This is a genomic window from Sulfitobacter sp. M368 (assembly GCF_025141875.1).
Lineage (GTDB): Bacteria > Pseudomonadota > Alphaproteobacteria > Rhodobacterales > Rhodobacteraceae > Sulfitobacter > Sulfitobacter mediterraneus_A.
The window spans coordinates 773,660-793,707 of sequence record NZ_CP081113.1 but is presented as its reverse complement, the minus strand read 5'-3'; the positions used below and the strand labels follow the sequence as shown (position 1 = coordinate 793,707).

The 20,048-nt window shown below is 58.1% G+C and carries 20 protein-coding genes; 7 read left to right on the top strand and 13 right to left on the bottom strand.

What is annotated here, in order from left to right; translation table 11 throughout:
* The first annotated feature begins 6 nt into the window (after positions 1 to 6).
* The 3 genes from ubiA (at position 7) to K3754_RS04050 (ending at position 3,263) form a co-directional block, all read left to right on the top strand.
* Positions 7 to 981 (top strand): 4-hydroxybenzoate octaprenyltransferase, encoded by a 975-nt coding sequence (ubiA, locus tag K3754_RS04060; protein WP_259941243.1) that lies wholly within the window; start codon positions 7 to 9, stop codon positions 979 to 981.
* 61 nt (positions 982 to 1,042) lie between these two features.
* Positions 1,043 to 2,950 (top strand): OmpA family protein, encoded by a 1,908-nt coding sequence (locus K3754_RS04055; protein ID WP_259941240.1) that lies wholly within the window; start codon positions 1,043 to 1,045, stop codon positions 2,948 to 2,950.
* Positions 2,937 to 3,263, top strand: coding sequence for a hypothetical protein (locus K3754_RS04050; protein ID WP_025047970.1), 327 nt, complete (start codon positions 2,937 to 2,939; stop codon positions 3,261 to 3,263). The genes K3754_RS04055 and K3754_RS04050 overlap by 14 nt, the downstream gene beginning before the upstream one ends.
* Before the next feature lie 46 nt (positions 3,264 to 3,309).
* Here the strand turns inward: K3754_RS04050 and K3754_RS04045 are convergent, their stop codons facing one another.
* The 12 genes from K3754_RS04045 to K3754_RS03990 form a co-directional block, all read right to left on the bottom strand.
* Positions 3,310 to 3,804, bottom strand: a complete 495-nt coding sequence (locus tag K3754_RS04045) for a thiol-disulfide oxidoreductase DCC family protein (protein WP_259941237.1) — start codon at positions 3,802 to 3,804, stop codon at positions 3,310 to 3,312.
* Positions 3,805 to 3,856: 52 nt separating this feature from the next.
* Positions 3,857 to 4,303, bottom strand: a complete 447-nt coding sequence (locus K3754_RS04040) for a universal stress protein (RefSeq protein WP_259941235.1) — start codon at positions 4,301 to 4,303, stop codon at positions 3,857 to 3,859.
* A gap of 108 nt (positions 4,304 to 4,411) precedes the next feature.
* Positions 4,412 to 4,855, bottom strand: coding sequence for a molybdenum cofactor biosynthesis protein MoaE (locus K3754_RS04035; RefSeq protein ID WP_259941232.1), 444 nt, complete (start codon positions 4,853 to 4,855; stop codon positions 4,412 to 4,414).
* 3 nt (positions 4,856 to 4,858) lie between these two features.
* Positions 4,859 to 5,104: a molybdopterin converting factor subunit 1 gene (moaD, locus tag K3754_RS04030; RefSeq protein WP_203208938.1), complete on the bottom strand. Its 246-nt coding sequence runs from the start codon at positions 5,102 to 5,104 to the stop codon at positions 4,859 to 4,861.
* A complete protein-coding gene (gene pgsA / locus K3754_RS04025; protein ID WP_259941229.1) occupies positions 5,104 to 5,769 on the bottom strand; it encodes a CDP-diacylglycerol--glycerol-3-phosphate 3-phosphatidyltransferase in 666 nt (221 codons plus the stop codon). The genes moaD and pgsA overlap by 1 nt, the downstream gene beginning before the upstream one ends.
* A 76-nt stretch (positions 5,770 to 5,845) precedes the next feature.
* Entirely contained in the window at positions 5,846 to 7,711 is a 1,866-nt protein-coding gene (gene uvrC, locus K3754_RS04020; RefSeq protein WP_203208940.1) for an excinuclease ABC subunit UvrC, read from the bottom strand.
* Between the two features lie 288 nt (positions 7,712 to 7,999).
* Complete coding sequence (locus tag K3754_RS04015) at positions 8,000 to 8,779, bottom strand: SDR family oxidoreductase (protein ID WP_259941226.1); 780 nt, start codon at positions 8,777 to 8,779, stop codon at positions 8,000 to 8,002.
* 10 nt (positions 8,780 to 8,789) lie between these two features.
* A complete protein-coding gene (locus K3754_RS04010; RefSeq protein ID WP_231024250.1) occupies positions 8,790 to 9,746 on the bottom strand; it encodes a calcium/sodium antiporter in 957 nt (318 codons plus the stop codon).
* Between the two features lie 167 nt (positions 9,747 to 9,913).
* Positions 9,914 to 10,711: a S49 family peptidase gene (locus K3754_RS04005; protein ID WP_259941223.1), complete on the bottom strand. Its 798-nt coding sequence runs from the start codon at positions 10,709 to 10,711 to the stop codon at positions 9,914 to 9,916.
* Positions 10,712 to 10,764: 53 nt separating this feature from the next.
* Complete coding sequence (locus K3754_RS04000; protein ID WP_203208943.1) at positions 10,765 to 11,526, bottom strand: ABC transporter permease; 762 nt, start codon at positions 11,524 to 11,526, stop codon at positions 10,765 to 10,767.
* A complete protein-coding gene (locus K3754_RS03995; protein WP_203208944.1) occupies positions 11,523 to 12,452 on the bottom strand; it encodes an ABC transporter ATP-binding protein in 930 nt (309 codons plus the stop codon). Before K3754_RS03995 ends, K3754_RS04000 begins: the two co-directional genes overlap by 4 nt.
* A gap of 62 nt (positions 12,453 to 12,514) precedes the next feature.
* On the bottom strand, positions 12,515 to 13,027 hold the full coding sequence (locus K3754_RS03990) for a CoxG family protein (RefSeq protein WP_259941220.1): 513 nt from the start codon (positions 13,025 to 13,027) through the stop codon (positions 12,515 to 12,517).
* A gap of 77 nt (positions 13,028 to 13,104) precedes the next feature.
* Here K3754_RS03990 and K3754_RS03985 point away from each other — a divergent pair, with 77 nt between their 5' ends.
* Positions 13,105 to 14,082, top strand: coding sequence for a DMT family transporter (locus tag K3754_RS03985; RefSeq protein WP_259941218.1), 978 nt, complete (start codon positions 13,105 to 13,107; stop codon positions 14,080 to 14,082).
* A gap of 3 nt (positions 14,083 to 14,085) precedes the next feature.
* Here K3754_RS03985 and K3754_RS03980 read toward each other — a convergent pair whose 3' ends face one another.
* Positions 14,086 to 15,048, bottom strand: coding sequence for an NADPH:quinone oxidoreductase family protein (locus K3754_RS03980; RefSeq protein ID WP_259941216.1), 963 nt, complete (start codon positions 15,046 to 15,048; stop codon positions 14,086 to 14,088).
* A gap of 223 nt (positions 15,049 to 15,271) precedes the next feature.
* Here K3754_RS03980 and K3754_RS03975 point away from each other — a divergent pair, with 223 nt between their 5' ends.
* The 3 genes from K3754_RS03975 to K3754_RS03965 are packed head-to-tail and all read left to right on the top strand — an operon-like array spanning position 15,272 to position 20,047.
* A complete protein-coding gene (locus tag K3754_RS03975) occupies positions 15,272 to 18,145 on the top strand; it encodes a monovalent cation/H+ antiporter subunit A (RefSeq protein ID WP_259941214.1) in 2,874 nt (957 codons plus the stop codon).
* Between the two features lies 1 nt (position 18,146).
* Positions 18,147 to 18,503 carry a Na+/H+ antiporter subunit C gene (locus K3754_RS03970; protein ID WP_259941212.1) on the top strand — a complete coding sequence of 119 codons (357 nt, stop codon included), beginning with the start codon at positions 18,147 to 18,149 and terminating at the stop codon, positions 18,501 to 18,503.
* Positions 18,500 to 20,047 (top strand): monovalent cation/H+ antiporter subunit D, encoded by a 1,548-nt coding sequence (locus K3754_RS03965; RefSeq protein WP_259941210.1) that lies wholly within the window; start codon positions 18,500 to 18,502, stop codon positions 20,045 to 20,047. The genes K3754_RS03970 and K3754_RS03965 overlap by 4 nt, the downstream gene beginning before the upstream one ends.
* The last annotated feature ends 1 nt before the right edge of the window (position 20,048 follow it).

Sequence of the window (20,048 nt, the reverse complement as noted above, 5' to 3'; positions counted from 1 at the left end):
AGATATATGCAAGACCACCCGCCTTCGCCAGATGCACCGGACGATCAAACTGTGGCAGACGCCGCCGCGGATAACTGGGTGGACAAATATGCGCCCGCCGCGGCCCGCCCCTATCTGCAGCTCAGCCGCGCAGATCGGCCCATCGGCACATGGCTCTTGTTGTTGCCGTGCTGGTGGGGGCTGACCCTGGCGATCCTGTTTGATCAATCCCCCCGCTGGGAGGATCTGTGGATCTTTGTCGGCTGCGGCCTGGGCGCTTGGCTGATGCGTGGCGCGGGCTGCACGTGGAATGACATCACCGACCGGAAATTTGACGCGCAGGTTGCCCGCACGCGGTCGCGGCCCATTCCGTCGGGGCGTGTCACTGCGCGGCAAGCATTGGTATGGATGTTTGCGCAGATCATTCTGGCCGCAATGATCCTCTTTACCTTCAACCACGCGGCCATCTCGCTTGGCGTTTTGTCCCTGATCCCTGTGGTGGTCTACCCCTTTGCCAAGCGCTTTACATGGTGGCCGCAGGTGTTTCTGGGTATCGCATTCAACTGGGGCGCATTGCTGGTCTGGACCGCCCACACCGGAAGCCTCGGATCACCTGCCCTGTTGCTTTATGGCGCTGGCATCGCCTGGACGCTGTTCTACGATACGATCTATGCCCACCAGGACACCGAAGATGACGCGCTGATCGGCGTCAAATCCACCGCCCGCCTTTTTGGCGAGAACACGTCACAATGGTTGCGCAGGTTCTTGATGGCCACTGTCGGCCTGATGGGACTGGCCGTGGTCTTTGCCGCTTTGCCCAATGCCTCCGTTCTGGCGATGGTTATTGCCCTTGCCGGACCTTGGGCGATGGGATGGCATATGGCGTGGCAATTGCGCGGGCTCGACATCCATGATCCCGCAAAAATGCTGCAGCTTTTTCGCGTCAACCGCGATACCGGCATGATCCCGCTTGTGTTTTTTGCCGCAAGCCTGCTGGCGTGATTGCACCCCCGCGCCTGCGGGCGTATCAAAGGCTGACCTTGAACTGTACAGAAGTTGACGCATGCGCCTGTCCGCTCTTTTGATCATCAGCCTGACATTTACCGCCGCGGCGGTTGTTTCGCTGGTTGCCGCCAACTTTTCCGTCAAACTGATCGAGGAATCCTCCGAAATCGGGGTGCGCGACGCTCTGGATGCCAATTCAATGACCTGGGCCGAAGTGCAGGCGGACGGGCTGCAAGTCACGCTTTCGGGTATTGCCCCAACAGAGGCGATCCGCTTTCACGCGCTGACCACAGCGGGATCCATTGTCGATGCAGCACGCGTCATCGACGAGATGGAGGTCGAAGCGCAAGCCGCCATCGCGCCTCCGCGCTTTTCTGCCGAAGTCCTGCGCAACGACAGCGGTATTTCAATCATCGGCCTGGTGCCCACAAGCACGGACCGCGCCGCCACGGTCAAGCGGTTTACCAAAGTGGCCGGGGACGCCGAAGTCACCGATCTGCTTGAGGCGGCTGATTACCCTGCCCCGCCCGGTTGGGAAGAGGCATTGGCCTTTGCGATCAACGCCATTGCCCAATTGCCCCGCGCCAAGGCGTCAGTAGAGGCCGGTCATGTGTCGATCACCGCCATTTCCGACAGCCCGGAGGCCAAAGCCGCAATCGAGGCCAAGCTGCGCCGTGCCGCGCCGCCAAGTTTGACCCTGGTCTTGGACATCGCCGCGCCGCGCCCGGTGATCACGCCTTTTGCCCTGCGCTTTGGCATTGACGAAAACGGCGCCCGTTTTGATGCCTGTTCTGCCGACACCGAAGAGGCCCGGATCCGCATTCTGGCGGCAGGCACCCGCGCGGGTGTCAGCGGCACCGCCCGTTGCACCGTTGGCCTTGGCGTGCCGAGCCCCAATTGGGCCAAGGCCGTTACGCAGGCCATCGACGCCGTGCAGCGGCTTGAGGGCGGCTCAGTCACATTTGCCGACGCTGACATCACACTTGTTGCCTTGCCCGGCTCCGATCAGGCCCAATTCGACCGCGTGGTCGGAGAGCTTGAAAACAGCCTGCCAGAAGTATTTGCCTTGCGGGCCAAACTGCCCAAATTGGAAGACCCCAATGCCGGCCCGCCCGAATTCACCGCGACCCTCAGCCCCGAGGGCCAAGTACAACTGCGCGGCCGGGTCAGCGATCAAACCCTGCGTGAACTGGCCGACAGCTATGCCAAGGCGCGGTTCGGCTCTGACAAAGTTTACACAGCGGCCCGGATCGCCGAAAACCTGCCTGGCGATTGGACGCCGCGCGTCCTGACCGGCCTTGAGGCGCTTGCCGCGCTTAACAACGGTGCAGTGACGGTCACGCCGGATAGCCTTTCGGTGACGGGCAATACCGGCAACCCGGATGCAAGCACCGAGATTGCCTCGCTCTTGTCGGACAAACTTGGCGAAGGGGCGGATTACAAGATTGACGTGACCTATCAGGAAAAACTTGACCCGGTGCTGGGCCTGCCCACTCCGGATGAGTGCGAGGCCGAGATTGGCGAAGTGCTGAAGGTTGGTAAGATCAACTTTGAGCCTGGCAGCGCGACCATTGACGCCTCCGCCCTTGGCACGATGGATGATATCGCAGAAATTCTGAAACGCTGCGGCGATCTGCCATTGGAAATCCAAGGACACACGGACAGCCAGGGCCGCGAAAGCATGAACCTCGCCCTGAGCCAAAGCCGGGCGGAATCGGTCCTGAACGAATTGCGCGCGCGCCGTGTTTTGACCGGCTCTTTCACCGCCAAGGGCTATGGTGAGGCCACTCCCATCGCCGACAACAAGACCGAGGCGGGCCGTGAAGAGAACCGGCGCATTGAATTCAAGCTGATCCGCCCCGATACCGTCGCCATTCCCGAAGAAACAACGCTGGAAAGTGTCGCGGAATCGGGCGATACACCGGAAGCATCCGACGCAGAAGGCACATCCGATGAGCAGAACTGAATTTGTCCTCGCCACCGCGATTATTCTTTTTGTTGCGTTTTGTCTGGGCTGGTTTGCCAATTGGCTTTTGCACCGCTTCACCCGCGTGGCCGCCGGTGATGTCGAACAGCTAGACCGGATGAGCCAGGAACTGCACGAAGCCGAAGAGACCCGCGATCAGGCGATCACGTATCTGCAGCAACGTGAGGCAGAACTGACCAACCAACTGTCACAGACAGAGGCCGAATTGCGGGCCGCAATGGACGGATTGCGCGATGCCCGGCACGAAGCAGAAGAAATGCGCGCCTATATAGATCGCCAGAAGGGCGCCTGAGCGCAGCACCGCTGACGCGCACCACAGCCATCCGATCAGAGCAGTTTCACTTGATCAGTCTTTTCTGCACTTCCGGGTCAGGAACAAAACACAGGTTCGCCGTTCCGAACCAGCGATACCGGTTGCGCGCTACAAATCGGTAAAGGACGTTCCGCACTGGACGGGGAAGAATCAGAACAACGCTTAAGCTGCGCCAAATACCACCGAGTCGCCGTCCAACACGCGCCAGCGCTTCCAACGAGGAATAGGCGCGCCCGTCTTCCAGAAAAAGCCATGAATTTGGATCTTCCGGGTCGAGGCCATAATGCCGCATCAATGCAGCGCCCAGATCCGATTGCAGAGGGATAATGCGAAATGCGCCTTGATGATCATTGTGCGCAATCCACATAGCACCACGTGCGCAAAGGGCACAGTTTGCGTCCATGACACAGACTGGCCCCTCATCAGAAAACGCCGGGATTTCCGGCGCATCCCGATAGGAAATTTGAGTGTTTCTTAATGTCATGGCCGCACATGTGCCGTGCATGATCGCAAAAATCAACAACTTTTGGTTGTTTTCTATTTGACAACTGCAAGACTAACGGTTGGCGGGCTCAAGCGACCGTCAAACAGGCACATTTCGCATGATGTGCCACATGGGCCGATGTGCTGCCCATCATCAGAGCGGTCAAATTGCCCAAGCCGCGGCGCCCAGTCACAATCAGGTCTGCGCCAACCGCATTGGCGCAATCCAGCATATCATGGGCCGGATCACCGCCGCCCACATGTGGCGTCAGCTTGGGACCACCCGCCGCGTCAGCAACGGCTTGCGCCTGCGCGAACACTTTGTCAGAGGCTTCTTTGATCTCTTCGGGTTTGGGCATGGTCGTCGCCACATGATAGCCCGCCACAGCACCCAGTGCGAAAGCAACCGTTTCATGTACCGGCGTATGCGACAGATGCACTACTGAGCCGTATTTCTGCGCGAGGTCGCAGGCCACTTTCAATGCATTTTTCGACGGCTCGGACCCGTCAAAACCGACTACGATATTGCTAAACATATCTCATCTCCCTTTTGATCTGTTGTCATAAGTATGCCGCAAGAAAGGCCGCATCACCTTGATCCACATCAACAGAGATTTACCATATATATTTCAGGTACTTGCGCCTTACCAACGACCAAGTGCGTCCTCGTCTTCATCCTTTGACGCAACCCAATCAGCCCCCTGCGCGGTGACTTCACGCTTCCAGAACGGGGCGCGCGATTTGAGGTAATCCATCAAGAACTCCGCCGCCTCAAATGCATCCTTGCGATGCCGCGCGGCGGTTGCAACCATCATGATCATTTCACCGGGGTACAGTGGCCCGTAGCGGTGGATCACCAGAACATCCCCCAGCGAAAACCGTTCAACAGCCGTCTGGGCCATCTCGCGCAGGGCGCTTTCGGTCATTCCGGGGTAATGTTCGATTTCCATGACCTTGAGCGGATCATCCGGCAGGTCACGCACAACACCGGTAAAGGTCACAATCGCGCCCATATCGGTGCGGCCCTGCGCAAAGTCCGTGCTTTCCTTGCCCAGATCAAACGGCGCTTCCTGAACCGAGATACGCATCCGTCAGCCGCCTGTCATCGGCGGGAAAAAGGCCACTTCGCGCACACCATCCAGCGGGGCGTCAAAATCTGCCAAGGTCTGATCGACCGCAACGCGCAGCGCGGTCAGATCAGAGAACGCCAGATCATATCGGTCTTCACGGGCCCGCAGTTCGGCGACGAGATCCGCAACCGTCCGGGCCTCGGTTTCGATCTTTTCGCGCGGCAGGCCAATGCGTTCGCGGACCCATGCGAAATACAAAACGTCCATTATTGCCCCTCCCGAAGATGCGGCAGCGCCTTACGCAGATAGTCAAATCCAGTGATCGCCGTCAGCGCCGCAGCGATCCACAGCAGCCAAAGACCAAGCCATCCGGCCCACTCCATGCCTTCCAGCTTCCAGCGCAGGCCGAGTACATCCTCTTCTTCACCGTTCAGCACCGCATCTATCATCGTTTCATCCATGCCAAATACGGACATGCCGAGGTAATGCTCAAACACCCCTTGGGCAAAGAGCACGGTGATCGCGGTCATCTGAAAGGTCGTCTTCCATTTGGCCAACTGCGTGACCTTCAGCGTCCCCGCCACATCGCCAAGGAATTCGCGCAGGCCCGAGACAAAAACCTCCCTAAACAAGATCACGGTGGAGGGCAGGATCAGCCAGGGCGACCAGCTTGAGAATGCAATGATCACCATCAGCGCGATGACCACCATCGCTTTGTCCGCGATCGGGTCAAGCATTGCGCCCAGTTTGGTTTCCTGTTTCCACGCCCGCGCCAGATAGCCGTCAAACCAATCTGTGATCGCCGCAGACAGGAACAGGATCAGCGCGAACCAATCCGCATAGGGCCGGGTGAAATACAAAAACATCACCGCGACGCCGGGCGCAGCGACCAGACGCAAGACAGTCAGGATATTGGGCAGATTCCACTTCATGTCGGCACCCTACAGTGACCTTTCGGGACGTAAAAGCATCAAGATTGCCGCAAAGGCAGCCAATGGCCCCGCGCCGCTACCCGCGTTCATGGAAATAGGCGTAAATCGTTTCGGCCAAAGCGTCAGAAACACCATCAACGGCCTTGAGATCGCTTAACGCTGCGCGGCCAACCGCCTTGGCAGAGCCAAAATGCGCAAGCAGCGCCCGTTTGCGGGCCGCACCCACGCCGGGCACATCATCAAGCGGTGTCGCGCCAACGGCCTTGGCCCGTTTGGCGCGGTGCGTGCCAATAGCGAAACGGTGCGCTTCATCCCGCATCCGCTGCACAAAGTACAACACCGGATCATTATGGCGCAGGGCCATCGGGCGTTTGCCGACACGGTGGAATTCTTCCTTGCCTGCGTCCCGGTCCACACCTTTCGCCACGCCCACCATCGGAATATCCTCAACCCCGTATTCACGCATGATCGAGGCAACCGCACTGACCTGTCCGGCGCCGCCATCAATCAAAAGCAGATCCGGCCACATGCCCTGACTGCGATCGGGGTCTTCCTTGATCAGCCGCTTGAACCGGCGGGTCAGAACCTCTTTCATCATGCCAAAATCATCACCGGGGGTCAGTTCATCACCGCGAATGTTGAATTTGCGGTATTGGTTTTTCATGAAGCCGTCCGGCCCCGCCACGATCATGCCGCCGACCGCATTGGTCCCTTGGATGTGCGAGTTATCATAGACCTCAATCCGCTGTGGCGGCTCGGGCAGATCAAAGGCATCCATCAATCCTTGCAAGAGTTTCGTTTGCGTCGCTGTCTCCGCCATCTTGCGGGCCAGCGATTCTCGCGCGTTGCGCAATGCACCATCAACCAGCTCTGCCTTTTCCCCGCGTTTGGGCACGAGCAACTCAACCTTGCGGCCAAGCTTACCTGTCAGGGCATCCGCCATGAGATCGGGATTCTCAATTTCGTTGCTGAGGATCAATTGGCGCGGTGGCTCGCGGGTGTCGTAAAACTGACCAATGAATGCTTCCAACACCTCAGCTGCATCGACATCAGCGCCAACGCGCGGATAATAATCACGGTTGCCCCAGTTTTGATTGGCGCGAATGAAAAACACCTGAACACAGGCCTGTCCGCTGTCCATATGCAGCGCAATGATATCAGCCTCAGACACACCTTTGGGGTTGATGCCCTGCGCAGTCTGCACCTGCGTCAACGCTTTGATCCGGTCCCGGAGCGCGGCCGCCCGTTCAAACTCCATTGCCTCGGAGGCCGCGGACATCTCTGAAGCCAGCCGCGCCTGAATATCGGTGGTCTTGCCGGACAGAAACCTTTCTGCATCCCGCACCGTCTGGCGGTATTCCTCTGGGCTGATCTTACCCACGCACGGGGCCGAACACCGCTTGATCTGATGTTGCAGGCAGGGGCGTGTCCGGCTTTCAAACATCGCGTTGGAACAATCGCGCAGCAAGAATACCCGCTGCAACTGGTTCAGGGTACGATTGACCGCGCCGGCGCTGGCAAAGGGACCATAATAACTGCCCTTCTCCTTTTTCGCACCCCGATGCTTTTTGATCTGCGGATAGTCGTGATCCGCTGTTACCAGAATATTGGGGAAGCTTTTGTCATCGCGCAACAGCACGTTGAATTTCGGTTTAAGCTGTTTGATCAGGTTCTGCTCAAGCAGCAGCGCTTCGGTTTCTGTCTTGGTGGTCAGAAACATCATCGAGGCGGTATTGGCGATCATCCGCGAAATGCGCCCCGAATGGCCAGTGGGCCGGGCATAACTGCTGACCCGCGCCCGCAGATTTCGGGCTTTGCCAACATAAAGAACACGGCTTTCGCTATCGAGCATGCGGTAAACGCCGGGCGATGCGTCGATGGTCTTCAGATACCCCTGAATGACCTCATTTCCAGTTTTTGGAATGTCCGATTCGCTGTTCATTGGTTCCGCCTGATTCTTAGCCTTTGCTGCAACACGGAGCCACAGTTAACAAGTGTGAACATACCCACGGAACTTGTGGATAAGTCTGATGATAACTTCTGATCAACGTGGTTTTCTCTTTGTTTTCGGCACGGTTCGTTGATTTGCCTAAAAAATAGGCACTATAATAAAGCACTGTTTTTATTGATTATTTTTTTGACCACTCGTCCAAATTATTGAAATCGCTTGATTTTCGCAACAAAACTGCAATCTTTGCGTGTCCGGTGCAGAACTTTGCCGCCGCTGCGGTCACTCGACCCCAAGAACATCCGGCGTTTTCCAGCCCAGATGCTGCCCGCCATCCACACAAAGCAGCTGACCGGTGACCGCAGGCGCGTTCAAGAAGTAGCTCAGCGCCGACGTGATTCCTTGGGCATCCGCGCCGCGCTGCAAAACCGTATTGCGCCGCTGCGCCGCGAAATGCGCGTCGCTTTGGCGGCTGCCTTGCAAGGTTGGTCCCGGCCCGATGGCATTGACCCGGATCGCAGGGGCAAGCGCCTGCGCCGTGGTCTGGGTCATCGCCCAGAGGCCCATCTTGGCCAGCGTATAGGTCATGAATTCAGGGGTCAGCTTGCGCACCCGTTGATCCACCATATTGACGATCAGGCCGGTTGCCTGCGGCTCTCCATTCTCATCTGTTTCCGGGGCGAGCCCCTGCGCAGCCATGGCCTGTGTCAGGACAAAAGGTGCCCGCAGGTTGCTGTCCAGATGTCGGTTCCAGCTCTCGCGCGTGGCAGATTGCACGGTGTCATACTCAAAGATCGAGGCATTGTTGATCAGGCAAGTGATGGGTCCCCCCAAAGCCTCAAGCGCCTGTGGAAACAGCGATTGCGTCTGCTCCTCCTCCAGCAAATCGGCCTGCAGCGCCACGGCCCGCCCGCCTGCTGCCTCGATCATGCGAACGGTTTCATTGGCACCATCGGCAGAACTGGCAAAATGCACGGCGACATCAAAGCCTTGCCCGGCAAGTTCCAGCGCCATAGCGCGGCCCAAACGATGCCCCGCCCCTGTTACCAATGCGCCTTTCATGGCGGCCTCCTCAGATCAATACAACAATCAGGTAGAGGGCATATAGGGCGCTTAGAATAATTCCCCAGATCCGGGTGATATCCATTTTCAGATAGACAAAGGGGATCAACAGCAACGACGCGCCCAGCATCACCCACAGATCAAATCGCAGGAACTCAGGATCAACCGAGATCGGCCCGACCAGCGAGGCAATCCCGATAATGGCCAGCAGGTTGAACATGTTCGATCCGATGACGTTGCCCAGCGCCACATCTGCCTGACGGCGCAGGGCCGCCATCACGGTTGTGGCAAGCTCCGGCAGGGAAGTACCGATGGCAACCAGCGTGAGGCCAATGACCGTATCGCTCACGCCGTAGGCCTGCGCAATCACGGTGGCATTGTCCACCAACAGCCCGGCTCCGACCGGCAGGCCAATCAGGCCAAGCACCAGAAAAACCGCAATTTGCCAGCCCGGCATATCCGGATCTGCGCCTTCAGGCTCTTCTTCCTCGTCCGGCTCTCCCTTGCAGGCATTGCGGTGCGCCTTGGCATCGCGGAACGCATCGACCAGCACATAGGCCAGCCCCCCAAGCAGCACCAAACCGGCCAACCAGTCAAAAACCCCGCGAAACGCCAATGCGATAAACAGGATCGAAGCGGCGATCATGAAATTGTAGGTCTTTCGTGTCCGGCATTCGGACGTGTGCATCGTCGCCAAAAGCGCAGGAATACCCAGGACCAGCAGGATATTAGCAGTGTTCGATCCCACCACATTGCCCAGCGCGATACCGGGGGCATTATCCAGAACGGCCTTGATGGAGATCAGCAATTCAGGCGCAGAGGTGCCAAAGGCCACAATCGTCAAGCTGACGATCAAGGCGGGGACGCCCAAACGCAGTGACAGGTTCACCGCGCCTTTAACAAGCGCATCGCCTGCAAGCAGAAGGATCAGCAGACCCAAACCGGACAGCAGCCATGGCATCACCATCAGCTTTTCCCTCCGCAGCTACAGGCGCCTTTGCCGATGCGATAACGCCCGCAAGACCGGCATTTGGTCTGCGAGAACCGCTTGCCACCAATCCAGTGCATTTTGCCAAACCACGCCAGCACGCCCATGAAGACGAGAAAGAGAAGGACGATTTTGAAAACCATGAATTACAGTCCAAACCGCGCAAATGCGGCGCGTTCCTCAATGCCGTGAACGGCGTCCTGCACCATCTGCATGCCGAACCGTGACATTAAACCGCGCCGAACGCCATAGCGGCGCAGCTTTACCTTGTCACCAAAGCGGTCTTTCAGGACGGGGAGCAGATGACCGATGCCATCAAGCAAACCCAACTCCTGTGCCCGCCGCGCCAGCCAGATCTCACCGGTGAACAGATCAAGATCCTCAGGCAGCTTATCGCCGCGGCGGTCTTTGATGTGGTCAATGAAATTGGTGTGAATGTCCTCAAGCAGCGTTTTCAGCCGCGCGACATCTTCGGGGTTTTCAGGGCGGAAAGGGTCCAGCATGGATTTGGATTTGCCAGCGGTATAAACGCGCCGCTCAACCCCGTGTTCCTTGATAAACTCATGCACACCGAACGAGGCAGAAATCACCCCGATGGAGCCGACAACGGAACTGGCATCGGCGTAAATCTCATCAGCCGCCGCCGCCAGCCAATATCCGCCAGAGGCCGCGACATCTTCGACGAAGGCTATGACGGGAATGTCTTTTTCCGCCGCCAGCCGCCGGATGCGCGCGCCGATCAGTGACGATTGGACCGGACTGCCGCCTGGCGAATTCAGCTCAAGCGCAACCGCGGCAGGCTTGCCCTTGGCAAAAGCTTTTTCAATGACAGGCCCAAGTGTTGCATCGTTCAATGCACCACGGCCCTGTGTGCCAATCACGCCAGAGAGGCGGATCACGGCAACAGTCGGATCAGATTTAAGGAAAGGCAGCCATCGTTTCATGTCACCTCATGTAGAGCGGCCAGCCGCCGCAAACAAGGCGGCTGGCAAAAGGTTTATTGCCGGATGCGCCAACCGGTGCGGAATATCCACCAAATCACGGTCAAACAAACCCCGGTGAAAAACCCGATCGCCAGCAGAGAAGTCAGGATGGGAACGTCCGCACTGCCGTAAAACGACCAGCGGAATCCCGAGATCAGGTAAACCACCGGATTGAACATCGAGACCGATTGCCAAACCGGCGGCAGCATCGAGATCGAATAGAAGGATCCACCCAGAAAGATCAACGGCGTGATCACCAGCAATGGCACAATCTGCAACTGTTCAAAGTTACCTGCCCAGACACCGAGGATAAAACCAAACAGCGAAAAGCTCACACTGGTCAGCACCAGAAACGCGATCATCGCCAATGGGTTCTGGATGGTGAAATCCACAAAGAAGAACGCGGTGACAAGGATGATCGTGCCAATGATCAGCGCCTTGGTCGCGGCCGCGCCAACATAGCCAAGAACAATCTCGATAAAGCTGATCGGGGCGGACAGAATTTCGGAAAACGTACCCAAGAACTTGGGGAAGTATATCCCGAAAGAGGCGTTTGAAATAGACTGTGTGATCACTGTCAGCATGATCAGACCCGGCACGATAAAGGCTGCATAGGTGATCCCGTCCACCTCTTGAATGCGGCTGCCGATGGCCCCGCCAAACACGACAAAATACAGTGAGGTAGAGATCACCGGCGCGAGGAAGCTTTGCGCGATTGTGCGGAAAAAGCGATACATCTCAAAGACGTAAATGGATTTGATCGCGGTCCAGTTCATGCCGCATCCTCCTTGACCAGACCCACAAAGATATCTTCAAGGCTGGATTGCCGGGTTTGTACATCGCGCAGAACAAGACCCGCCGCCGCGACATCGGCCAGCAGTTTGGTGATGCCCGTGCGTTCGGATCTGGTGTCGTAGGTGTAGATCAAGGTTGTGCCATCCTCTGACAGCTCAAGCGCATCTGATTGCAACGCCTTTGGTATCTCCGAAATCGGATCGGTCAACAGCACATCAAGCTGTTTCTGCCCCATCCGCGCCATCAGCGTGTCTTTCTCCTCCACCAGCATCAATTCACCATTTGCAATCACGCCCACACGGTCGGCAATGGCTTCGGCCTCTTCGATGTAATGGGTGGTCAGGATGATGGTCACGCCGTCTGCCTTGAGCTTGGCCACGATGTCCCACATGTCTTTGCGCAACTCGACATCGACCCCGGCTGTGGGTTCGTCCAGAAACAACACGCGCGGATCATGGGCCAAGGCCTTGGCGATCAGCACCCGGCGTTTCATCCCGCCGGACAATTCCCGCACCTGGTTGTCTTTCTTGTCCCAGAGCGACAGCTGGCGAAGCACTTTTTCGATGGCGGCATCGTCGCTTGGCTTGCCAAACAAACCACGTGAGAATCGCACGGTATTGATCACCCGCTCAAAGGGTTCCAGATTGATCTCTTGTGGCACCAGACCAATGATCGACCGCGCGGCGCGGTAATCGGTGACAATGTCATGCCCGGCAACTGTGACAGACCCGGACGTTGCAGTTGTGATTCCGCAAATCGTTGAAATCAGGGTTGTTTTACCCGCACCATTCGGGCCGAGCAGCGCCAGAATTTCCCCCCTGCGAATGGCAAGGTCGATGCCCTTCAAGGCCTGAAAGCCACCCTTGTAGGATTTGCGCAAATCCTTGATCTGGACAATGTCCGTCATGCTCTTCTCCGCTTGTTGTGGCGGGGAACCTAGACCGGATAAATTAAAGTGAACAGACCTGTTTAGTTTTTCTTCAGCCCGAACCAGCCTTTTTTGCCGCCCTCTTCCGCATCTGGCGCGTCGGTCTCTTCTGCCGGCCCCTCCAATGCGATCTGAAGATTGTCAAAAAACTGATCGGCCATCTTCTTGGCAAAGCCGTCGATGATCCGGCTGCCAAGCTGCGCCAGCTTGCCGCCCACCTTGGCGTCCACATCATAGCTCAGCTCTGTGCCGCCATCCTTGGCCGCAAACCGCACATCGGCGCCGCCCTTGGCAAACCCTGCCGCGCCCCCTTTGCCCGATCCGTCGATTTTCATCGCCTCGCCCGGCACCATGTCCGAAATGGTCACTTCGCCTTTAAAGGTCGCCTTTACGGGGCCAACTTTCTGCACAACGGTCGCCTGGAACCCGTCTTCTACAGTACCAGTTACCTCTTGTGCGCCGGGCACGCATTGCTTGAGCACCTCAGGGTCAAGCAACGCGGCATAAACCTCGGCCGGAGGGACAGCGATCTGGCGGGTGTCGGACATATGCATGAGGCGGCTCCTTTTGGTGTTGGTCTCACGCTACGCATTTCTCTGGACAGGGGCAACGGGGCTGATAGGTCAAACCTATGACAGCAGGATTTCAGAACCGGGCCGGACTGGCCATTGCATTCGTATTGGGCGGGGTCGCGGCGATCTCGATCAATGATATGCTGATCAAACAATTGTCAGGCGGCTATCCCCTGCACCAGATCGTGTTTTCCCGTTCTGCAATCGGCATTCTGTTCAGTTTGATTTTCGTCAAGATCGAAGGCGGCTGGCATCTGCTCAAGACCGATCAACCTGCCTTGCATATTCTGCGGGGGCTTCTGGTGGTCGTGGCCAATATGACTTTCTTTGTGGCGCTGGCCGCCCTGCCACTTGCGGATGCGACCGCCCTGTTCTTTGCCGCACCTTTGTTCATCACCCTTCTGTCCATTCCGATGCTGGGCGAAAAGGTTGGCCCGATACGGATGGCGGCGGTGTTTGTCGGCTTCATTGGCGTGGTGATCATGCAGCGGCCCTGGGCAGGCACAGAGACGCTGCAAGCCTCGCGGCTGGTGCTGCTAATGCCGATCATTGCCGCACTCACCTATGCATTGAACCAGCTTCTGACCCGCAAGTTGGGCGTCAAAGCCAAGGCCTCCGTGCTGTCGGTTTACATTCAAGCGGTGTTTATCGTGGTCTCTGTAGGATTTTTTGTCGTGGCCGGGGATGGTCGGTTTGCCGCCGAAACCGCCAATCCTTCTGTGCAATTTCTTCTACGGGCCTGGGTCTGGCCCCCGCAGGAGGACTGGCTGATTTTTGGCGGGCTCGGCTTCAACGCCGCAATCATCGGGTATGCGCTGAGCCAGGCCTACAGGCTGGCCGACGCTGCCACTGTCGCTCCGTTTGAATATGTTGGCCTGCCTCTGGCCGTATTCTGGGGCTTGGTGATCTTTGGCGATTTGCCCGAATGGGAGGTCTGGGTCGGCATATCCCTGATCATGGGATCGGGCCTGTTTGTTTTCCTGCGCGAGCGACAAAAGGCGCGGCAGGTCGAAGGGCGGGTGCGAGGCCGGTTCTGAGCGCTAGGCCACCTGCACCACAACTTTTCCCGTGGCCTTGCGACTGCGCAACAATTCCAACGCCTCATTGGCCTGCTCCAAAGGCGCGACATGGCTGACATGAGGTTTCAACTTGCCCGCCACATACCAACCAAACAGGGTTTTGAAACTGTCGGTTAGCACCGCAGGATTGATCCGCGCATAGCCGCCCCAATAAAACCCAAGCACAGTTAGGTTTTTCACCAGCAGGATGTTGGCCGGAATCTGCGGCACTTCGCCAGAGGCAAAGCCAAGCGGCAGGATACGCGCCTCAGGGTTACAGGCCCGCATCGCCGCCTTGAATTGATCGCCGCCGATGGGGTCATAAACCACATCCGCGCCGCCCAGTGATTTCACGATTTCACGAATGTCACCGGTCTCCGAGTTGATAAGATGATCCGCACCGGCTTTGCGGCAAATCTCAAGCTTGGCTTCTCCACGCGCACAGGCGATCACCTCCGCCCCCATAAGCTTGCCCAGTTCCACCGCCGTAAGGCCAACGCCGCCCGATGCCCCCAGAACCAACAAGCGTTCTCCCGGCTTCAGGTGCGCCTTGTAGTCCAGACCCACGTGGCTGGTGCCATAGGCAATGAGGAAAGCCGCCGCATCAACCGCGTTCATCTCATCGGGGATCGGCACGCAAATCTCGGCGGGGATCGCCACATATTCCCCCAGACCGCCCTGCCCGGTGTAGGCCGCAATCCGTTGCCCCACCGCCAGATGGTCCACCCCCGCGCCCAATGCGGTGATCTCACCGGCCAGTTCCATACCCGGCGCATAGGGCAGCTCGGGCTTTTCCTGATAAGTGCCCTTGATCGACAGCAGATCAGCAAAATTCAATCCGCAGGTTTCAACCTTGACCAAGACCTCGCCCGCCTTTGGTTGAGGGACAGGCACGTTCTGAAGGCTAAGCGGGGCGTTATAGGCGGTGATTTGCATTGCGCGCATGTCTGGTCCTTCCGATTTTGCCCGCAAAAGGCCAGAGCGTGTCATCTTTGGCAAGAGTTCACCCCGCCCCTGATACGCAAAATCCTGCGACAGATCGCGGCAGATCGCCCGCCAAACGGGTCAAATGATGGTTTTGTGACAATTCTGTTCGGTTTCCCTTGAGAAAACCCTTAAACTGAACCAGATAAAGGCAATCTTTCAGGCCCCAAGATCAGGAGTTCGCGTGTCCCTCTTCCTTGTCGTTGCCCTCCCATTTCTGGGGGCCTTGCTACCCGGTTTGATGAATTCCGCCGGCCGTCAGGCCTGTGCGGGCGTGACCTTTACCGTCACTTTGGCAGCCCTCGTCGGCCTCATGACCAACCTGCCTGCGGTTCTGGCCGGAGAGGTCGTGACCACCGGCGTTAATTGGCTGCCGATGCTGGGTCTCAACGTGAACCTGATGTTGGACGGACTCGGCTTTTTCTTTGCCAGCCTGATCCTGGGTATTGGTCTGCTGATTATTGCCTATGCGCGGTATTATCTGGCCCGCGACGACAATATGGGCGAGTTTTTTACCTATCTGCTGCTGTTCCAAGGCGCGATGGTCGGCATTGTCCTAAGCGATAACATCCTGCTTTTGCTGGTGTTCTGGGAGCTTACATCCCTGTCCTCCTTCCTGTTGATCGGCTACTGGAAACATCTTCCCGAGGGACGACAGGGCGCACGTATGGCGCTGACCGTGACGGGGATGGGCGGCCTGGCGATGATCGGTGGCATGCTGATCCTTGGCCAGATTGTCGGCAGCTATGATCTCAGCGTGATCTTGCAAAACCGCGAGTTGATCCAAAGCTCACCGCTGTACTTGCCCGCCTTGCTGTTGATCCTTTTGGGGTGCTTTACCAAATCGGCGCAATTTCCGTTCCATTTCTGGCTGCCGCACGCCATGGCGGCCCCCACCCCTGTGTCGGCCTATCTCCACTCGGCCACCATGGTCAAAGCCGGGATTTTCCTGATGGCCCGCATGTGGCCGGTCCTGTCTGGTACGCCGGAATGGTTCTTGATTGTCACCACGGCTGGATTGATCACTATGGTATTGGGCGCGGTGATCGCGCTCTTTAAACACGACCTCAAAGCCTTGCTGGCCTTTTCCACCGTCAGCCATCTGGGGCTGATAACAATGCTTCTTGGCACGGGCACAGCCTTTGGCGCGATGGCGGCGGTGTTTCACATTCTCAACCATGCCACGTTCAAAGCGGCGCTGTTCATGTCCGCCGGTATCATCGACCACGAAACCCACACCCGCGACATCCGCAGGCTTGGCGGCCTGCGTCACCTGATGCCCGTGACATTCGTGATCGCGACACTGGCCGCACTGTCGATGGCGGGTATTCCCCTGCTCAACGGGTTCCTGTCCAAGGAAATGATGCTGGAAGAGGCCACCCATACCGCATTGTTCAGCACACCCTGGCTCGTGCCTGCGCTGGCGACTGTGGGGTCGCTGTTTTCGGCCGCCTACTGCTTCCGTCTGATTGGCCACACTTTCCTTGGTCCCAAACGCGACGATTATCCAAGTGCACCCCATGATCCCGGCCCCGGCTTGTGGCTGCCGCCTGCCATCTTGGTGGTGCTGGTTGTAGCCATCGGGGTTGCACCGTTTCTGGCAGAGCCGCTGGTCAAGCTTGTGACCTCTGCCGTTCTGGGTGAGACCGCGGCGCTGCCCAAGGCGCATTTGAAAATCTGGCACGGGCTGACGCCGCCGCTTTATATGTCAATTGTCGCGGTGCTGGGTGGTCTGCTGCTGTTGATGGTCTATCGTCCGGCACTGCGCCTGTGGGATGCCGCCCCCCGACCCGAGGCCAAAACGATCTTTGACGCGACAATTGAGGCCGCAGTTGCCTTAACTCGGGGCATCATCCATCCACTGCACAATGGTGCCTTCTCGCGCTACGCCGCCTTTATGGTCGTGACTGTCATTGCTGCGGGCTATCATGCCTGGTCTACGGGCACTTTGGCGGCGGCCACCCGCACGTTGCAACCCGCCGGAGCGGTCGAGATCGCCGCCTGGTTGATGCTGGTCGCCGCGACCGGCGGCTTGGTTTTTTTGCATCGCAACCGTCTGCTGGCGCTGATCCTGATCGGTATTGTCGGGCTGATGGTCTCTGTCGGTTTTGTCTTCTTCAGTGCACCTGATCTGGCAATGACGCAGATCACGGTTGAGGTTGTCTCCATTATCTTGCTGTTGTTGGCGCTGAATTTCCTGCCCAACCGCACCCCGGTTGAAAGCACTGTCCTGCGCCGCACCCGCGACGCGCTTGTGGCCATTGCGGGCGGTCTGGCGACATTGGCGATGTCCTATCATTTCCTGCTGCGCGAGGCGGTTACCTCGCCCATTTCCGAATACCACCTCGCCAATTCCTACAAGGGTGGCGGCGGCACCAATGTGGTGAACGTGATCTTGGTGGATTTCCGGGGCTTTGACACCTTTGGCGAGATTATCGTTCTGGGGATCGCCGCCTTGCTGATCTATGCCTTGACCGAAACATTGCTCGACGGTCCGGTGCGGGCGCGGCTGTTGAACCGCAAGCCTGATCAACCGCGCGCGGGCGACATGCATCCCACGATGATGGTGGTCCTGACCCGGGTGATGATGCCCGTGGTCCTGATGGTTGGCTTCTACATCTTCTGGCGCGGCCACAATGAGCCGGGCGGCGGGTTTATTGCCGGGCTCGTGGTCTCCATCGCGGTGGTGATGCAATATATGGCCAGCGGCTTTTCCTGGACCTCGGCGCGGCTGCGCTATCCCTACCACGGGGTGATCGGCGCGGGTGTATTGACGGCGGGCCTGACCGGGATCGGATCATGGTTTGTGGGCAAGCCGTTCCTGACCTCCGATTTCACCTATGTGCGCATCCCGCCTTTCGAAAAGTTTGAACTGGCCACAGCGGCCCTTTTCGATCTGGGTGTGTTCCTTGCGGTTGTCGGCGCGGTGATGCTGTCGCTTGAAAGCTTCTCGCGCTTGGCGCGGCGCAGGGATGTCCAAGACAGCGAACACCCGATGGATATCGACCCCTCACGCGATCCCGCCGATGTCACCAACCCCGCGAAAGAAGGAGCATAACATGGAACTTCTTGTTGCCTCCGCCATTGGCATCCTGACCGCTGCGGGTATCTATCTGGTGCTGCGCTTGCGCAGTTTTCCAGTGATCATTGGCATGTCTTTGCTGACCTATGCTGTGAACGTCTTTCTGTTCGCCTCGGGCCGTTTGACCGTTGGCGCACCGCCAATCCTAGGCGATGCGGCGACCTACACCGACCCGCTGCCCCAGGCGCTTGTTTTGACCGCGATTGTGATCTCCTTCGGGATGACCGCTGTTGTGGTAATGATCGCGCTGGGGGCCTATCTGGGCGCTGATGACGATCATGTAGACGATCAAGCCCCGCCCGAAGCGAACCTCAAAGCGGAGGATGCGACATGACCCATTGGATCATTGCCCCCGTTGTCCTACCCGCGCTGCTGGCTCCGTTTATCGTGCTGGCGGCCCGCTACCACATCGGCATCCAGCGGGTGTTTTCCGTGGCTGGTGTTCTGTCCCTGATCGCAATTGCCGCCGGGTTGGCATGGCAGGCCTCTGACGGGACGATCATCCTTTATCAGCTCAGCGATTGGGCCGCGCCGTTTGGCATTGTCTTGGTCGGGGATCGCCTGTCGACCTTGATGATCTTGCTGACTGCGGTGCTCGCCCTGTTTGTGATCCTTTATGCGATCGGATCGGGCTGGGACAAACGCGGCTGGCATTTCCATGCGCTGTTCCAGTTTCAGTTGATGGGGATCATGGGCGCCTTTCTGACTGGCGACGTCTTCAACCTGTTTGTGTTTTTCGAAGTGCTGCTCATCGCCTCCTACGGGCTTATGATCCACGGCGGCGGCAATCTGCGCCTGCGGGCGGGGGTGCAATATGTGCTGTTCAACCTGCTTGGTTCAACCCTGTTCTTGTTTGCCCTCGGCGCGATCTATGCCGAAACCGGAACCCTGAATATGGCCGATCTGGCCCAACGTGTTGCACTGATTGATCCCGCAGAGTCGGTGGGCATTCGCATCGCTTCCGTCATGCTGCTGCTCGTGTTTGCGATCAAGGCAGCGGTGGTGCCGTTGCATTTCTGGCTCCCGTCCAGCTATGCCGAAGCGCCCGCACCCGTAGCCGCGCTCTTTGCAATCATGACCAAGGTCGGCGCCTACGCAATTATCCGTGTCTACACGATGGTCTTTGCGCCTGATCTGGATGTGACTGCGGGCCTGCACGGGCTGTGGCTTCTGCCTGCTGCGCTGGCCTCGCTGGCACTGGGAATGATTGGCGTGCTGGCCGCACGCAAACTGGACCGTCTGGTCGCCTTTGCGGTGATAGGGTCCATGGGGATGGTGATGATCTCTATCTCGCTGTTCACGCAGGCGGGGATTGCCGCCGCGCTATACTACATCGTTCATTCGACACTGGCGGCGGCGGCACTGTTCCTGATCTCTGATCTGGTCCGGGCCGGACGGGCCCATTTGAACCTGACCGCGGCGCCGCCCGTTTCAGGCGCGGCCCTGACGGCGGCACTGTTCTTTGTTGCGGCGATAGCCATGACCGGCCTGCCACCGCTGTCAGGTTTTATCGGCAAACTGATGATCCTCGATGCTGCCTTTGGCACTCCGCTGGCGGTCTGGACCTGGGCGATCATTCTGTCCGCGAGCCTGATAAGCGTGGTTGGTTTTGCCCGCGCGGGCAGCGTTCTGTTCTGGAAAGCCAGCGCCGAACCCCTGCCGGAGGAAGAAGGCCAACTGCCCGTCCCCCGGCCAAGCATTTTGTCCTATTCCGCGGTTGGCGGGTTGCTGGCATTGCTGATTTTGCACACGGTTTTTGCAGGACCGGCCTATCGCTATGCCGATGCCACCGCCAAACAGTTGTTTGATCCAGCGCCCTATATCAGCAAAGTGTTGGGCACGCCGGGCAAGCTGAGCACACCGAAGGAGGGCCATTGAT

What these genes read in the sequence shown, in the direction of transcription:
- K3754_RS03990 (WP_259941220.1), bottom strand. Translation starts at nt 13,027, where the DNA reads ATGCATATGTCCGACACCCGCCAGATCGCTGTCCCTCCGGCCGAGGTT.
- K3754_RS04055 (WP_259941240.1), top strand. Translation starts at nt 1,043, where the DNA reads ATGCGCCTGTCCGCTCTTTTGATCATCAGCCTGACATTTACCGCCGCG.
- K3754_RS03995 (WP_203208944.1), bottom strand. Translation starts at nt 12,452, where the DNA reads ATGACGGACATTGTCCAGATCAAGGATTTGCGCAAATCCTACAAGGGT.
- K3754_RS04040 (WP_259941235.1), bottom strand. Translation starts at nt 4,303, where the DNA reads ATGTTTAGCAATATCGTAGTCGGTTTTGACGGGTCCGAGCCGTCGAAA.
- moaD (WP_203208938.1), bottom strand. Translation starts at nt 5,104, where the DNA reads ATGGACGTTTTGTATTTCGCATGGGTCCGCGAACGCATTGGCCTGCCG.
- K3754_RS04010 (WP_231024250.1), bottom strand. Translation starts at nt 9,746, where the DNA reads ATGGTGATGCCATGGCTGCTGTCCGGTTTGGGTCTGCTGATCCTTCTG.
- pgsA (WP_259941229.1), bottom strand. Translation starts at nt 5,769, where the DNA reads ATGAAGTGGAATCTGCCCAATATCCTGACTGTCTTGCGTCTGGTCGCT.
- K3754_RS03970 (WP_259941212.1), top strand. Translation starts at nt 18,147, where the DNA reads ATGGAACTTCTTGTTGCCTCCGCCATTGGCATCCTGACCGCTGCGGGT.
- K3754_RS04005 (WP_259941223.1), bottom strand. Translation starts at nt 10,711, where the DNA reads ATGAAACGATGGCTGCCTTTCCTTAAATCTGATCCGACTGTTGCCGTG.
- K3754_RS04035 (WP_259941232.1), bottom strand. Translation starts at nt 4,855, where the DNA reads ATGCGTATCTCGGTTCAGGAAGCGCCGTTTGATCTGGGCAAGGAAAGC.
- uvrC (WP_203208940.1), bottom strand. Translation starts at nt 7,711, where the DNA reads ATGAACAGCGAATCGGACATTCCAAAAACTGGAAATGAGGTCATTCAG.
- K3754_RS04050 (WP_025047970.1), top strand. Translation starts at nt 2,937, where the DNA reads ATGAGCAGAACTGAATTTGTCCTCGCCACCGCGATTATTCTTTTTGTT.
- K3754_RS03980 (WP_259941216.1), bottom strand. Translation starts at nt 15,048, where the DNA reads ATGCGCGCAATGCAAATCACCGCCTATAACGCCCCGCTTAGCCTTCAG.
- K3754_RS04000 (WP_203208943.1), bottom strand. Translation starts at nt 11,526, where the DNA reads ATGAACTGGACCGCGATCAAATCCATTTACGTCTTTGAGATGTATCGC.
- K3754_RS03965 (WP_259941210.1), top strand. Translation starts at nt 18,500, where the DNA reads ATGACCCATTGGATCATTGCCCCCGTTGTCCTACCCGCGCTGCTGGCT.
- K3754_RS04015 (WP_259941226.1), bottom strand. Translation starts at nt 8,779, where the DNA reads ATGAAAGGCGCATTGGTAACAGGGGCGGGGCATCGTTTGGGCCGCGCT.
- K3754_RS03985 (WP_259941218.1), top strand. Translation starts at nt 13,105, where the DNA reads ATGACAGCAGGATTTCAGAACCGGGCCGGACTGGCCATTGCATTCGTA.
- ubiA (WP_259941243.1), top strand. Translation starts at nt 7, where the DNA reads ATGCAAGACCACCCGCCTTCGCCAGATGCACCGGACGATCAAACTGTG.